Genomic DNA, 15,923 nt, shown 5'->3' with positions numbered 1-15,923 from the left:
ATCACACTCATTCATAATATTTCATCATATAATGTAGTGTACCTATTAATACGTATTAAAAACACACTTCACTATTTTGAATTTGGAGACGTTATGATTAATAAATTTAATCAACTTGTTGACTGTTCTGACTTGGGTAAATTGGTATTACGTGTTTCTCTTGGCGTTTTAATGTTATTACATGGACTTCATAAAATGGAACCGGGTGGATTAGCAGGTATTCAGGGAATGTTGGCTAATGCTAATCTACCTGCATTTATTGCTTATGGCACAGTGATTGGAGAAGTTGTTGCGCCTATTCTATTGATTATTGGTTTATTTACTCGTGCTTCAGCGCTGGTTTTAGCGGGTACAATGTTTGTTGCTGTACTGATGGTGCACTCAGGTGATTTATTTGCACTAAACCCTAAACAGGGGGATGGGCACCAGAAAGCGCGGGCTTCTATTTATTTGCGGCAATTGCTGTCATGTTTTTAGGTAGCGGTCGTTTCGCTGTTAAAAAAGATTAATAAATTTAATAATCAATAAATTTGAATATTATCTTTATAACTTGATTAAAATTGATGAATGAACGCCCAGTTTTATCTTGAACTGGGCGTTTTGTTTTCGACAACGTAGTTAATTATCGTTTATAAACTAAAGTCGTTTTTATTTTTGATTTGGTGGCGTTAATTTAAATACTTTTTCATTTTCGCCTAGCCACTGACGAGCTACTTGGTTTATATCGTTAACACTTAATGTTTTTATAATGGCAGGGTCAGTAAGTAAACGCTGATACTGCTGGTCATCAGTTGCAACTTGTGCAAGGGCATCTGTCCAATAGCTTGCACTGTCATTTACTTGTGAATTTTCAGTTAGCCAGATATTTTTAGCCTCTTGTAACTCTTTATCTGTAATGCCTGACTGCTTAACTTCGTTGACCACTTTACGCGCGAGAGTAATTAATTCATCTGCACGCTCAGGTGATGCCGTAAAGTTTAAACGGCCAGTATAGTAGCTTGTAGGAACTTTCGTTAACATTTCAGAGAAACCAAGAGAGTAAATTCCTCCAGCACGTTCACGTAGATTAAGTCTTAAGCGTTGGCTGATCATCGTATCGAGTAAATTTAGCGCTAATACTTGTTGCTGTGACCATTGAGCTGGCGCTGCATATTGAATGCTAATCATGCTCTTATCACTACTTGCAATAGGATATGTTTTGCTAAACGAGGTGAGTTTAGGATTAATAGCGGGATCTGCCCAAAATAAGCGTTGCTCTGAACGTGTTGGCAGACTCGCAATCCAGCGCTCAATTAACGGTTTAACTTGATTAAGGTTCACGGGACCACTGATAACTAACGTCATATCAGCAGGTTGCCCTAAAATCATTTGGTTGGTTTGCTGTAATTGTTGGGCAGTAAATTGCTTCCAAGCACCTTGAGGAGAAACCACTAAACGATCGCCATTTTGATAACTTTCTTTATTGATATTATCTAAGAACGTGCGTTCAACAGGCGTTTTTGAAATGCCTAATGCCATCGCTTGTTTTTGTTGCTCTAATTTCTCGCCATTAAATTGCGGTGATGTGATTTTTAAGTGCATTAACGTGAGTAAAGTTTCCAATTCATCAATGGGCGCTTCACCACGGAAACCGTGGAATAATAGTTCACTGTAAGGGCGTAAACTAATTTGGTGTTGTTTGGTAAATAACGCTAATTCGCGAGCGTTATAATGACCATATCCACTGACTTCAGGTAATTTTAATGCCCATTGCACCATGCCTAAGCTTTGATTGGTTTCAAGGGATGAACCACCCGGAATACGCAGTGAAACTTGAATATTATCTTTAAGATAACTGTCATTTTTCACAATCACTTTTACGTTATTGCTCAGTGTCCACGCTTGTGTTTTTTCAATCGGCAGTGATTGCGTTGAAACAATGGAGCCTGTTTGTTCAGGTTTGATATCTAACACAACGGCTTGTGTTTTTAACGTAAATGCACCTGGATTTGATTGTCTAATTTCTTGCCAGCGTTGTGCCGCTTTAGTTGCACTAAATACATTGGCATCACTATCAGGGCCAATAACCGCCACTCGTGGTGATGCTTGTTTTAGGTATTGAGCAAAATAGTGTTCAAGTGTTTCAGGTGTCACTTTATTGATGAGTTGATAGCTTAAATTTAATGCCTGTTTTTTTGTTTGAATTGGCATCTCCAATTCGATCGCAGTGGTAATTTGATTGGCTAAATAATCGTGCTCGTAACGTTCTTCGCCCGCTGCTTGTTGACTTAGACGTTTTAACATCGCATTTCGAGCATTATCTAACTCTTCTTGAGTTACTGGAACAGAGGCTAGGCGTTGAACTTCGGTAAATAAGATATCTAATGCGCCTTGGTAATCATTACCTTTAGGGTGCGCAATCATCAATTGCTGTGAGCGACGAGCGTCTAACATTGCGCCTTGCGCATTAGCGCTAATGGACGCAATCAAGCCATTATCGACGATAGTTGAGAAGCGTTGATTTAAAATCGATAGCCATAATGAATCCATTAGGTCTTCATATTGACCTTGGCGGCTATTTAAAGGTGCAGGCAAAGTACGTTGCAAGGTAAATTGCAAAATACGTGAGCCTTGTTCTTTATCGAAAATAGTCTTAACGAGTAAATCTTTATGATCGATAAAGTTGTGCCAAGATGGGTCGTCAATCCCTTTGTTCTCGCTATTTTTAGCGTTAAACAGTTGTTTAATATCTGCGATTGCATCGCCTTGATTAAAGTTACCCACCAGCACTAAAGCCATTCTTTCTGGTTGATACCAAGCATCATAATAACGTTTCGCATCTTTTACATCGCCATATTTAACGATGTCTAAATCACCAATAGGATCACGATCCAGATAACGGCTACCGTAATAACGCAATTCTTCTAACTGGCGGTTAATTCGAAAACCAATCCCCTGACGTAAACGCCATTCTTCAACAATAACAGGGCGCTCTTTATCAAACTCAATAGGGTCAAATGTCATTTCAAATGCCCAATCTGATAAGATTTTTAGCCCTGTTTTAATTTGGATGGGATTTGCATTCGGCAATGACAATTTATAGGTAGTTGCATTTAAACTAGTTGCTGCATTAACGTGGCTACCTAATTTCATGCCTAGGCTTTCAAGTTGTTTAAAGCCCGTTGTACCCGGAAAGTGTGTGGTGCCTTTAAACGCCATATGTTCGGTAAAGTGTGAAAAACCAAGTTGCTTTTCATCTTCTTGCACAGAACCGCTTTTCACTAAAAGACGCATTTCAACGCCAGTTTGTTGGCGTTGCAGTAAGTAGACGTCTAAACCATTATCTAATGTAAAATGGCGAACATCAGGGCGCAGAGATAGCGTATTTTTGTCATTTTGATTAGGGGTGCTTGCAGCACACCCTAAAAGTGAAAGACTGACTGAAACAATCAGTAAATTACGATACATATTCGGTAGCTCCAGCAGGTTGAGAGGAGGATACGGTAGGGGCTTTTAATGAAAGCACATTATCTGCAATCACATGTGTAAAGCGCTGGTGGCTGACTAAGGCAATACCCGCAGTTGGCAGATGTTGTTTTAGCAACTTCAACATGCTTAATGCATTTTGTTCATCAAGTGCTGATGTGGTTTCATCTAGTAAAATAAGCTCTGGTTTATTGAGTAATAAACGGGCAAAAATAAGGCGTTGTTGCTCACCACCTGATAGGCGTGTTGTCCAATCAGTTTCCAGTGAAAGTTGATTTTTTATTTTATCTAAGCCCACCGAATGAAGCGCTTCTTCGTACTCTTTGGCGGAGAATTGATTAGGCTGATAAGGATAAGCGAGCAAACTATCTAAACGCGCAAAAGGCAGATACATACGTTGTGGGATCCAACATACATTTGGTGAGCGTTGAATTTCCCCTTTGAAATAAGGCCAATGTCCACTTAATGCTCTAAGCAGTGTTGATTTACCTAAACCAGAACAACCTTCGATAACGGTTAATTCACCCGCTTTTACAGAGAAGTTAATATCTTGGATTAACAGGCTGTTATCTTGCATAAATAGAGAAAGATTGGCTTTCAACTTAATCTGTTTATCATTTAAATCAGTGACTTCTGGCTCATGATCGTGCTCTAAAAGCACCACGAAATTGTAAAGACGCGTCACCGTTGCTTGCCATGCAGCAATCTCTTTATAGGAGAAAATAAACCAGCTTAATGCACCCGCAACGCTAGAGAATGCTTGTCTCAACTGCATTAATCCCCCTAGCATTAATTCGCCAGCAAGGAATTTAGGTAAGGCAAAAATAATTGGCGCCATTGCAGTAGCTTGTTGGTAGCCCACAGTGAAGAATGCAAGATTTCTTTCGTAGCGGATAAGGTTATTCCAGTTATGAATAACCCCTAAAAAACGGCCCATTAATTCATTACGATCACTGATTTCACCACGTTGGCCTGCAATTGCATCGCCATGTTGTTTACGGGTGATGAGAGCAGCACGGTAATCAGCTTCTTTGCGCTGTTTATCCATATTAATTTTACGCAGTGGCGAACCAATAAACTGCGTAATAGTGATCCCAATAATGGTATACACAATACAAGCCCAGAACATATAGCCAGGAATTGTCCACTCGCTACCACCTAATGTGAAAGAGATAGCGCCAGACAGTGACCAAAGAATGGTGGCAAAAGAGATAAGCGTGAGTAACGAGTGCAAAAATGTCACGGTTAAACGCATTGTTGATTCGATCAGTAAACGAATATCTTCTGCAATACGCTGATCTGGGTTATCAGGCTCTTGAGAAGTGAGTCTTAACATATAGTGTTTACTGTTTTTTGATAACCAGCGATCAAGCACTTGTTCAGTCATGCCTTCTCGCCAGCGAATGACCATTTTTTGGCGTAAAAAATCGCCCATTACTACCACAGTAATTAATCCCGCAATAATAATGACAAATTGTTGAAGGAGCTTGTATAACGCTTGTCCGTCAAGTTGTTGTAATGCGTTATAGAAACTGCCATTCCATTCATTCATTTTGACGTTAAACCAAACCGATGACAGGGTTAAGGTTAATGAGACAATCAACAGAAACCAGCAGTAAAGGGCGGCACGCCGCCCCCAAAAAGGTGAAACTAAATAGAAAAATTGTTTTATTGTTTTCATTGCTTATTGGTCATATTTTTATTGTTTATCGACTAGGTTGCTCACATTAACTTCGTCAATTTATTAATAGTCGTAGCTGACTTGTAACCAGAATTGACGACCTGGTTCATAAGATTTGTAATCTTTATCTTGGTAAGTGAAGTAGTCAGCCACATTTTTGGTGTTAAGGACATTATTCACTTCAACAGAAATACCGACACCATAAGCAAATTCAGGTTTCCAACCCAGTTTGGTATCCCAAGTAAAACGACTACTGTAATTACGTTTTTTGTATTCAAATAATGGACCATATTCACTTGGTTTTGGCGCGCCATTATTGACTTTTTCTGCTTGTGAACGAGCACCATTCCATTGAAGTCGGTTATACCAAGTAATATCCCAATCATCCCAAACACTGGTGAGTTCAGCCGTGACTTTTAATGGTGAGTTAAAATTGCCAGAAGGTAAGTCTTTGGCATTGATGATTTTTCCGTCATACCAAACTTTGTCATAGTTCATTCCTTGTGAACTAGGATCGAAATTGGCGTAACCAGAATCTTTAGGGGTATTGGTTTTGCTTTTCTGCCAACTAATAGAAGCATTAAAAACATGATCTGCTTGGGCTAATTCCCAAGGCTGGCTGTTTTTCACTGAAAGCGTTAAGGTATCGTGAGTGCTGCGACCATTATTATTGAAGTGACGAATTCTTATTTTGTCTTTGTCATTCGGGTATTTTGTATCACTACGGACTTCGTCACGACCTTCACGATGAACGTATTGCAGACGCCAAGTTGTAGACACAATTTCTTGTTGTAAACCTAACGTAATTTCATCGTTATACGGTGTTTTGAGAGAATCAACACCTTCAAAGTCGGTACGGTTTTCCCAATCATTTGGATTGTTGTTATCACAAGAGAAATAGCAGTGCTGTAAGCCTGCATTTTGTGCGCCATACAGTGCGTAAGTCAGCATGGAACGACCGTAATAACGGTTTACACCACCAATAATTAAGGTATCACCTGTTCCCCAAAGATCATAAGTTCCGCTTAAACGTGGAGAAATATTATTTTTTTGAACAAAATCATCACGATCTAAACGGATACCAGGACGTAATGTGAGGCGTTTATATTGGATATTATCGTCGAGATAAATAGCGTAGTTAGTATACGAAGCATCATATGTGCCCGCTAAGAAACGCGTTGTTTGCTGCAATGAACCCATCCACTGATTATCCCATGTGGAACCTGTATAGGTGTAGTTGTAATAGGTTTTGTCGCGGATATAAGAGCCTTTAGTTCGGCTAATCTCAAATCCTGTCGTTGGCTGGTGACTCACGGCACCCCATTCAACAGGGTTAAATCGCATAATACTTTTTGCGTTATAGGTTTCTTGTCTACTTTTCAGATCACCTTGACCACCACTGCTAACCTGCTGTGGGTTTTGCCAATCGGTATAATCTTTAATGGTGATAAAGTAGTCTTGATCATTAGTACGCTTATCTTCAAGGTTTTGATAACCCGCCGTTAATTCCAATGAACCAAGATCAAGTTGGTGTTTATAAAGTGCGGTAAAACTTAAACCATTATGTTCGTTGTCATAGCCTGAGTTATAGACAGAACCTGAGAATAAATAACTATTATAACGTGCAATATTGCTCGATAAATCAAGAGATTGTTTCTCTGAGATATCCCATGAATATTTAATAAAATAGTTATCTGATGTTCGAGTTTGATCTTTATAATGAGGCGTTTGCTCAACTTGTTCTAACTGACCATCTGGAGTCAGAATAATTCCGCCTTCTGCACTTATCATCATCGGGATCGTTGATTCACGACGAGATGCAGAGAAAATAAGTCCGGTGTTGTCTGTTAAGCCTGTTTCAAACCAACCACCAAAGTTTTGTTTATCGTATTTTTTCTGGAATCGAGCAGGATTACTAAAATCGTTATTTGCGGTATCAAAATTTAGTTTTGGATCGGTGAAAATATTGTTCCAGCTTGAACGTGTTGTACGATAATAGGCGTTGGCGTGTGTTTCACCAGACCAACGACGACTTTGTACTTCAACCGTTCCCCCCGTAAATCCGCCGAATTCGACAGGAATATTGTTATCGTAAACTGCGACGCTATCAATTAAGCGACTATCAAGGTACATCCCTTGTTCATCACTACTAATGCGTGTGTTGGTTTCACCTAAACCTGAATTAGCAGGGTCAAAATCGTTGTTAAAACTGACACCGTCAAGTTTGTAAGAGTTTTGATAACTACTAGAGCCGTGAATAGAGATACGCGAAGGTTTAATTTCACCCTGATTCATTGAGGTGCTGTCGTTATTGGAAAATTGAACAGCAGGGTTACTTTTTAGTAAGTCAGTAACGTTTCCATCACCTGTATTACGCTGTTTTATCTCTTCTGAGGTGATGTATTGTGGGGCTGAAACCACATCAGTAGCTGGATGATATGTACTACCGACACCGGTTACTTTAACTTCAGGAATAACGATCGCGTTGGCAGTTGCAAGGGGACGAATAACAAACCCACTGCCTTGTGGAATAATTTCTAATCCACTCCCGATTAAGACTTTTTGTAATGCAGTTTGGGTTTCAAATTGACCTGAAAGTGCTGGAGCACGTAGGTTTTTAACCGAATTTGCATCAAATAAAATTTGTACTTGTCCTTGTTTTGCAATGGCACTTAATGAATCAGCTAAAGACTGCTCTGGTAAAGCCACTGAAACTGTAGATGCATAAGCGCAAGGTGTGGCAATAGTGGTACTTATTAGCAATGCTAGTAAAGACCTCTTAAGGGTCTTTTTTTTGTTATTCATTCTCATTTCACCAATCCCATTCACTAACTTAATAATTGTTGTTACTAGGGAAGAGGGTGAAATGAGAATTATCCTCACCTGTAAAAAAGAATATTTTTCATATTTCTTTTTACTTATTGATAATTAAAGCATTATTTTTATCAGTGAAAACAACATTAACCGGCAATATCAGTGGAATTGCGGTAATAAAGTCTTTGGCATCATTTATGTTAGCGATCCCTGAGACTTTCATTTTGGCGATTTCGGGGGAGGAAATTTGAATATTGATATCAAGATAAGGTTTGAGCTTGGTTATCACTTCATTCAATGGGCGCTCAAAGAAATGCAGTTGACCAAAACGCCAACTTCCCACGGAATCAATATTGACCGAAGAGATAACAAAGCTATCGCTGGCTAATTTGCTTGTAGCCTGAGAGCCTGCGTACAAATAGGCTGGCGAAGATTTCGGTGTTGCTTTTACTTCAACGATCCCTTCATGGACAGCAACGTTAATTTGATTGTTATCATAGCGACTAACTTCAAATTCAGTGCCAACTACTTTAATTAATCGGGTATCAGCATGCACATAGAAAGGGCGATACGGATTTGATTTTACCTTGAAATAGGCTTGTCCTTTATCCAACCATAAACGCCTTTCTTCTTGCACATAAGCCACTCTTACCTGTGTATTTCTGTCTAAATAGACTTTAGAGCCATCAGCTAAGGTCATTTCTTTCGGTAAATCGCTGGTTGCAAGCGTCATATTATCCATCAGTAATGCAGGTAAATGACTATAAGGAAGATATAAAACGGTGAGTAAACAAAGAGTAGCCGTGGTGTGGATCATTGGGCGCCAAAAAGAGCGTTTTTTCTTTTCAACGGTGGCGATTGTTGGTCGTGGTAATGCATCGCATTGACGCCAGATCCCAGCAATATCTTGATACGCTTGCCGATTTACATCATTTTCTATCCACACTTTAAACGCTTGACGTTGCTGAGGTGTCATCCTTTGGCTATATTGTCGGGTGAACCAAAGGGCTGCTTGCTCATCAGTCGATCCATTGAGTAATTCATCATTAGTCTCCAAAAAAAGGGAGTCTAGCTCCTCATCTGTGTGAGGTTTTATTTCCGGTATATTTTTTTCCGGCTTACTCATCATTCGAGCATTTCTCCTGTCCTGCATCGACATATCTTTTGCAATGTAATAGGGCAGCGGCAATATGTTTTTCCACCATACTGATTGAGATTTCCATTTGCTCTGCAATTTCGCTTTGTGATAGTCCATCAAAACGATAAAGAACAAATGCTTCTCGACGGCGTGGAGGTAATGTTTCAATTGCTTCGCTAAGTAGATCTAAACGCTGTTGATGCTCAACGACATACCCCGGATCAAGCTCCGTGGTATAACTTTGAGCGGCGTCATCTAATTCACAATCATCCTGATAGATATCTTTTTGCTTTTGATTTTTTCTCCAATGGTCAATCAAAACGTGGTTCGCTATTTTAAACAGAAAAGCACGCTGTTCTTGCACAGGTGTTTGTTCTTTTCTGTTTAGCCATAGTGTAAACACATCTTGAGACAAATCATCTGCATCATGGTAATTACCCGTACGTTTGTGGAAAAAACGCACAAGTTGTCCATAGGTTGATTGATAGGCACAACTAATTTTTTGTGCCAATGATTTATCGCTAGCCATAATCTCTGGTGTCTAAAAAAGAGTGAAATAATAAGCTCTTACTGCTTCTCATGCGAACAAGTTATGATAATTATCAAGCTAATTTTTTATTGTATTATTAATAATAAGCAATATCATTTGTGTTTGTATTATGCCTATAATTCACAAGAAAGAAAATCAGAGGCAAGAATTATGAGTAGTATGTCGGCGACTTTTTCACGCCGTGGATCATTTTCTATTGGTGGATTAACCGCCAGTATTTTATTTCATGCAACGTTAGCTGTTGTCGCTATTGGCTGGATAACATCTAAAGATGAACGCCATGGTGTTTTACCACCAGCGATGACAATGGATCTTGGTATCTATCAATTAGCACAGGCAGAAACAAAAGAAGTTCCTGTTGGGCCTGAAAAAGTGATGTCTGTTCCTGAACCCGCAGAGGTAGAGCCAGAACCTATCAAAGAAGTGTTAGATTTACCTAAAATGCCTGTAGTAGAACAAGGTACTTATGAGCGTATTCCAGAAAAGCCAAAAGTAAAACCAGTGGTGAAACCAAAACCTGTTGCGGTGAAAGTACCTGATGATCTTCCTGTCTCAGAAGCACCATCAGATGTAACAAGCGCACCTATTTCTGGTTCTAATACAAGTAGTAGTGCTCAATTTAATAGTTTATCTACTTCTTCTGTGAGTGGGCAAATGGGCTGGGAAAGCTTAGTTCATAGCCATATTAATGCCTATAAACGCTACCCACGCACAGCATTGCGCTTTAAAGCAACGGGCGTGACACAAGTTTCTATTGTGTTAAATGCAAAAGGTGAGTTATTAGACGCGAAAGTAGAAACATCATCAGGTAATCGTATTCTTGATAGAGAAGCGTTAAATACGATTAAACGTGCTTCGCCATTTCCAGCGCCTGAAAGCTATCGTTTAGTAAATGGTAATATTTCATTTACTGCGCCTTTAACGTTTGATTATAGGCAAGAGAGCTAAGTTATTATTTATAATTATTTACTACATAATAAACTAACTATTAAAAATAAATAATTTAAAGAAACAGAAACTAAAAAACCACCGTAAGGTGGTTTTCTAGTTTTAATCTTTGTGTTCGTCGGCATCGCAATTTTTCAGCGTCGCGGGGAAGATTGCCGCCTCTTTTGTCCCCACCAACGAAATAAGAGTATCATAGTGAAAATATAACAGCAATATAATTATTCAATAGAGTTTTTGTATAATAAAATCTCATTATCAACCTCATCAATATATAATGCATTGCTTTCATGGGTATACATATACATTTCTTTTAATATCAATAAGTCATTTTTTAAAGAATATAACTCTGATTCTAAATTTTTATTTGTTTTTCTTAATTCTTCAATTTCTGTATATAATTTATTTTTTGATATTGATGATAGTAGCCCTTTATCTAATAATTTTTTATCTCTACGACAAAGTGAAGCTCGATAATCCTCATTTCTATAATATTGATTGTATCCTTTTAATTTAAATAAAGGAGGAAGTATTCGCGTTACACAAATAGTTTGGATCATATCACATAAAGCATAAGTTTCTTTTTTAGCAAGATCACCAATGTGTTTTATTGATTCATCTGATAATTTAAAAATAGAGGAATTAACGGCTAAGTCATGAGGCTTTTTTGATGTGAGTGGAATGACTTTAACTCCTCTGTCATCTGCTTTTACGACAATCGCAGGCCTTCTCTTATGCATTTCACCCTGTTGAATATTATCAGGATAGCGTTTATTTGTTTTTATACTGGCATCCAAAGTGACACATGAGAAGATATGTCCAAATTCAACAATAATAATTTTACCAAGATATAATATTGATTTAGCACTTTTATAATTTTTATTTTTTAATGTTTGAGATAAATAAATATCATCTGAAACATTTCTTGGAGATAGCCAAATATTTATAATAATATTGTTCTCAGATAGAGTTTGAATTTTTGAACTTTTTATTTCCCATCTGTGTTCTTTTCTACCGATAAATGATTTTGTGATAAAAACAGGATAGAAATTTTCTTTATCAATGTTATCTCTAAATAGTGGAGTGATAATTTCATTTATACCATTTAGAATAACATGACCTAATAATATTTCAGTCCGATAATTATAAAATTCAAAATAATTAATTCTTATCATAATATAATCCGTTAAGTAATAGTGAGATATATCTGTGTTTTCGGGATTATTTTAGATTAATGTGACTTTATTTTTTCTATTTTAAACTTTAAATATATTTATTAAATTTCAAACTAATTAAATATAAAAAAGCAGAGAATAATCTCTGCTTTTATTTTTAGTCGTAAGGAAAATAATTAAAACTATTTTGTCATACGTTTGTATTTCATGCGACGAGGCTGAATAGCGTCGTTGCCTAATGTACGTTTTTTGTATTCTTCATATTCAGTAAAGTTACCTTCGAAGAATTCCACTTTACCTTCATCTTGATAATCGATGATATGCGTGGCAATACGGTCAAGGAACCAGCGGTCATGCGAGATAACCATTGCACAACCTGGGAACTCTAATAGGGCGTTTTCTAATGCACGTAAAGTTTCAACGTCGAGGTCGTTAGTTGGTTCATCGAGCAGCAACATGTTACCGCCAACTTGTAGCAGCTTCGCAAGGTGTAAACGACCACGCTCACCACCAGAAAGTTCGCCAACACGTTTACCTTGGTCAATACCTTTAAAGTTAAAACGACCAACATAGGCACGGCTTGGGATCTCAAAGTTGCCAATACGCATAATGTCTTGGCCACCTGAAACTTCTTCCCAAACAGTTTTACTGTCGTCCATGCTGTCACGGAACTGATCAACAGATGCCAGTTTAACAGTATCACCTAAAGTGAGTGTACCTGAGTCTGGTTGTTCTTGACCCGAGATCATACGAAATAGTGTTGATTTACCTGCACCGTTAGGGCCGATAATACCGACAATCGCCCCTTTAGGAATAGAGAAGCTTAAATCATCAATCAGAACGCGATCACCATAAGATTTTGTTAGATTATTAATTTCTAACACTTTATCCCCTAAACGTGGTCCAGGTGGAATAAAGAGTTCACTGGTCTCATTACGTTTTTGATAATCAACGCTGTTAAGTTCTTCAAAGCGAGCAAGACGTGCCTTGCCTTTTGCTTGGCGACCTTTAGGATTTTGGCGGATCCACTCAAGTTCTTTCTGAATAGATTTATGACGAGCCGCTTCAGTTGCCGCTTCTTGCTCAAGGCGCGCGTCTTTTTGCTCTAACCATGAAGAGTAGTTACCTTCCCATGGAATACCTTCACCACGGTCAAGTTCTAAGATCCAACCCGCTACGTTATCAAGGAAGTAACGGTCGTGGGTGATCGCCACAACAGTACCTTCATAATCATGTAAGAAGCGCTCTAACCAAGCCACAGATTCTGCATCCAAGTGGTTAGTTGGTTCATCTAATAACAGCATATCTGGTTTTTCTAACAGGAGACGACAGATAGCAACACGGCGACGTTCACCCCCTGAAAGTTTCTCAATTTTTGCGTCCCATTCAGGTAAACGTAGCGCTTCTGCTGCACGCTCTAATTGATTTTCAAGGTTATGGCCATCATGAGATTGAATAATCGCTTCTAACTGACCTTGTTCTTTTGCTAATTTATCGAAATCAGCATCAGGATCGGCATAAGCCGCATAAACTTCATCAAGGCGGTTTAATGCGTTTTTCAGTTCGCTGACGGCTTCTTCAACGGCTTCACGTACTGTATGTTCTGGGTTTAATTTTGGTTCTTGTGGTAAGTAACCAATTTTAATACCTGGTTGTGGACGTGCTTCACCTTCGATATCAGTATCAATACCTGCCATGATGCGTAGTAATGTTGATTTACCAGCACCATTAAGACCAAGCACACCAATTTTCGCGCCCGGGAAGAAGCTGAGTGAAATGTTTTTAAGGATATGTCGCTTAGGTGGGACAATTTTCCCGACACGCAACATACTATAAACGTATTGAGCCACTATAATTACCCTTTGATTATAAAAGAGATTTTATCTGAGGTGCCACTTTTTGCGCTAAAAACAAATTTTTTGTGATTAAGCCGCGTGTTTATGGTACCAAAATGAACAATAGCAAAGTCAATGCCAGTATTTTGCCAAAGACCCGAAAATGATGAAAGTCGCCAGTATACCCGATTTATAAAAGAAAACCTTAGTCAAAAGAGAGGTTTTTATCCACCTTTCGTACTTCCTCTGAAAGTAAAGAAAATTTCTCTTAAAGAGGGGAACTTACATTGTTAATGATTATCATATTAGCTAATGTATTCACTCTTTGGTGGTTCTATTTGAGGTGGGAGAAATAACGTGGTGAAGCAAAAGTGGTCGTTAGCATTGGCAATTGGGGCATTGTGTTTTTCTACATGGGTGCAAGCAGATTCATTAAGTGAACAACGTGCCCGTTATCAAGAAATTAAGTCAGCATGGGATCTGAAAAAAACAGATGAAGTAGAAAAACTACTACCTACATTACAAAACTATCCACTTTATCCTTATCTGGAATACCGTCAAATTACGGATAATCTTGATGTTATTGCGCCAGCAGTGGTTACTGAATTTGTTGCTAAATATCCCACATTACCACCAGCAAAAGCGCTTCCTTCACTGTTTGTGAATGAATTGGCTAAACGCCAAGAGTGGCAGAACTTACTGACTTTTAGCCCCAATCCACCAAATCCTAAAGCTGCAAGATGTAATTATTATTATGCAAAATGGGCAACAGGTGATATTCAAACGGCATGGGTAGGGGCTAACGAAGCATGGCTTAATGGCACATCAATGCCATCAAGTTGTGATTCACTTTTTGATGAATGGCAAAAAGCTAATCAATTAACACCCGAGTTGGTGTTAGAACGCATTAATTTAGCGGTTAAAAATGGTAATACGGCGCTTGCTGCTTACTTGGCTCGACGTCTCCCTGAAAATTATCAAACCATTAGTGATGCCTTGGTTGAATTGCAAGACTATCCCAATTTAGTTGGACGCTATGCAACCACTCTTTCACCGACAGATTTCACACGTTCAATCATACAATCTGCATTTTCACGTTGGGCAAGAAAAGACGCAGATGCAGCAAGAGCACAACTGGACAATATCGCGCATGCACAAAAAATGACAGCCAGTGAACGCCAGTTAATGCGTGATACTGTGGCGTGGCAATATATGCCTTATGCGACACCAGAGCAGGTAAAATGGCGTGATAGCGTTATTCAAGATACAGCATCAGATACATTGCGTGAGCGCCGTGTACGCCTAGCATTAAGCCAAAACCAACCTGCTGAATTGGCATTGTGGTTAGAAAGGCTCTCTCCGGAAAGTAAAAATAAGGAAGAGTGGCGTTATTGGCGAGCAATGGTGTTGCAATCACAAGGTAAAAACAGTGAAGCACAAGCTATTTTAGAAGCGCTAACACAAAATCGTGGTTTTTACCCAATGGTTGCAGCTGCCAAATTAGGTAAGCCTTATGTGATGGTGATAGATAAAGCCCCAAGTGTTTCATCAAACATTCCTAATCAGCCAGAAATACAGCGTGTTCGTGAATTGATGTATTGGCAGATGGATAACTTAGCGCGATCAGAGTGGGCAAACTATGTTGCTTCACAGCCAGCGCAAATACAGTCTGAATTAGCGCGTTATGCGTATGAGCAAAAATGGGCTGATTTAGCGGTGCAAGCCACGATCACAGGGAAAATGTGGGATCATCTAGAAGAACGCTTCCCTCTTGCTTGGAAAAATGAGTTTGAGCAATATACGAAAGATAAATCGATCGACCGCAATTATGCGATGGCGATTGCTCGCCAAGAAAGTGCGTGGAATCCTCAAGCCCGTTCTTCAGCGGGTGCAACAGGTTTAATGCAGGTTATGCCAAAAACAGCAGAGTTTACGGTAAAACAAGCGGGGATTACGGGATATACAAGTAGTGCGCAATTGACAAATCCTGTGAAGAATATTGAGATTGGTACCGCTTATCTTGATTCTGTCTATCAGCGTTTTAACCAAAACCGTATTTTAGCAAGTGCTGCGTACAATGCGGGGCCTGCGCGTGTTGATCGTTGGTTATCTGATGCAAATGGTCAATTAGATGCAATTGCTTTTGTTGAAAGTATTCCTTTTGCTGAAACTCGTGGTTATGTGAAAAACGTACTCTCTTTTGCTGTTTTCTATAGCTATTTTGCGGGCGAACAGCAGCCAGTACTGACTGAAAATGAGTGGAATAGCCGATATTAAAGGATAAAAAAAGGATTTATTGTTGGAGCCTCTTTGTACATTA

General features: G+C 38.9%; 9 protein-coding genes and 1 pseudogene. 3 read left to right on the top strand and 7 right to left on the bottom strand.

Translation table 11 applies throughout. From position 1 onward, the window contains the following. Window positions 1-93: 93 nt before the first annotated feature. Window positions 94-509 (top strand): annotated as a pseudogene (locus ACNARN_RS05440) (DoxX family protein). A gap of 139 nt (window positions 510-648) precedes the next feature. Here the strand turns inward: ACNARN_RS05440 and ACNARN_RS05435 are convergent. The 5 genes from ACNARN_RS05435 to ACNARN_RS05415 form a co-directional block, all read right to left on the bottom strand. Beyond that, window positions 649-3,447 carry a M16 family metallopeptidase gene (locus ACNARN_RS05435; RefSeq protein WP_416304222.1) on the bottom strand — a complete coding sequence of 933 codons (2,799 nt, stop codon included), beginning with the start codon at window positions 3,445-3,447 and terminating at the stop codon, window positions 649-651. After that, a complete protein-coding gene (locus tag ACNARN_RS05430; RefSeq protein ID WP_416304221.1) occupies window positions 3,437-5,146 on the bottom strand; it encodes an ABC transporter ATP-binding protein/permease in 1,710 nt (569 codons plus the stop codon). The genes ACNARN_RS05435 and ACNARN_RS05430 overlap by 11 nt, the downstream gene beginning before the upstream one ends. Before the next feature lie 63 nt (window positions 5,147-5,209). Beyond that, window positions 5,210-7,957, bottom strand: a complete 2,748-nt coding sequence (locus ACNARN_RS05425) for a TonB-dependent receptor (protein ID WP_349442715.1) — start codon at window positions 7,955-7,957, stop codon at window positions 5,210-5,212. A 103-nt stretch (window positions 7,958-8,060) separates the two neighbouring features. Beyond that, window positions 8,061-9,089: a FecR family protein gene (locus ACNARN_RS05420; protein WP_232797545.1), complete on the bottom strand. Its 1,029-nt coding sequence runs from the start codon at window positions 9,087-9,089 to the stop codon at window positions 8,061-8,063. Beyond that, complete coding sequence (locus ACNARN_RS05415; protein ID WP_109371879.1) at window positions 9,079-9,627, bottom strand: RNA polymerase sigma factor; 549 nt, start codon at window positions 9,625-9,627, stop codon at window positions 9,079-9,081. Before ACNARN_RS05415 ends, ACNARN_RS05420 begins: the two co-directional genes overlap by 11 nt. A 171-nt stretch (window positions 9,628-9,798) precedes the next feature. Here ACNARN_RS05415 and ACNARN_RS05410 point away from each other — a divergent pair, with 171 nt between their 5' ends. Then, window positions 9,799-10,596, top strand: a complete 798-nt coding sequence (locus ACNARN_RS05410) for an energy transducer TonB (RefSeq protein ID WP_198625959.1) — start codon at window positions 9,799-9,801, stop codon at window positions 10,594-10,596. A 218-nt stretch (window positions 10,597-10,814) separates the two neighbouring features. Here ACNARN_RS05410 and ACNARN_RS05405 read toward each other — a convergent pair whose 3' ends face one another. Further along, a complete protein-coding gene (locus ACNARN_RS05405) occupies window positions 10,815-11,768 on the bottom strand; it encodes a hypothetical protein (RefSeq protein WP_416304220.1) in 954 nt (317 codons plus the stop codon). 182 nt (window positions 11,769-11,950) lie between these two features. Continuing rightward, window positions 11,951-13,618: an energy-dependent translational throttle protein EttA gene (ettA, locus tag ACNARN_RS05400; RefSeq protein ID WP_198625961.1), complete on the bottom strand. Its 1,668-nt coding sequence runs from the start codon at window positions 13,616-13,618 to the stop codon at window positions 11,951-11,953. Between the two features lie 342 nt (window positions 13,619-13,960). Here ettA and sltY point away from each other — a divergent pair, with 342 nt between their 5' ends. Continuing rightward, window positions 13,961-15,880, top strand: a complete 1,920-nt coding sequence (sltY, locus tag ACNARN_RS05395) for a murein transglycosylase (protein ID WP_198632069.1) — start codon at window positions 13,961-13,963, stop codon at window positions 15,878-15,880. The last annotated feature ends 43 nt before the right edge of the window (window positions 15,881-15,923 follow it).

The sequence above is a fragment of the Proteus sp. TSJ240517 genome (assembly GCF_047921575.1).
Classification (GTDB): Bacteria; Pseudomonadota; Gammaproteobacteria; order Enterobacterales; family Enterobacteriaceae; genus Proteus.
Note: the sequence above shows the minus strand (reverse complement) of the source record. Positions and strands in the feature narration are given on the sequence as shown.

Excerpts from the sequence above, each read along its gene's own strand:
- ACNARN_RS05435 (WP_416304222.1), bottom strand. The coding sequence starts at position 3,447 with ATGTATCGTAATTTACTGATTGTTTCAGTCAGTCTTTCACTTTTAGGG.
- ACNARN_RS05430 (WP_416304221.1), bottom strand. The coding sequence starts at position 5,146 with ATGAAAACAATAAAACAATTTTTCTATTTAGTTTCACCTTTTTGGGGG.
- ACNARN_RS05425 (WP_349442715.1), bottom strand. The coding sequence starts at position 7,957 with ATGAGAATGAATAACAAAAAAAAGACCCTTAAGAGGTCTTTACTAGCA.
- ACNARN_RS05420 (WP_232797545.1), bottom strand. The coding sequence starts at position 9,089 with ATGATGAGTAAGCCGGAAAAAAATATACCGGAAATAAAACCTCACACA.
- ACNARN_RS05415 (WP_109371879.1), bottom strand. The coding sequence starts at position 9,627 with ATGGCTAGCGATAAATCATTGGCACAAAAAATTAGTTGTGCCTATCAA.
- ACNARN_RS05410 (WP_198625959.1), top strand. The coding sequence starts at position 9,799 with ATGAGTAGTATGTCGGCGACTTTTTCACGCCGTGGATCATTTTCTATT.
- ACNARN_RS05405 (WP_416304220.1), bottom strand. The coding sequence starts at position 11,768 with ATGATAAGAATTAATTATTTTGAATTTTATAATTATCGGACTGAAATA.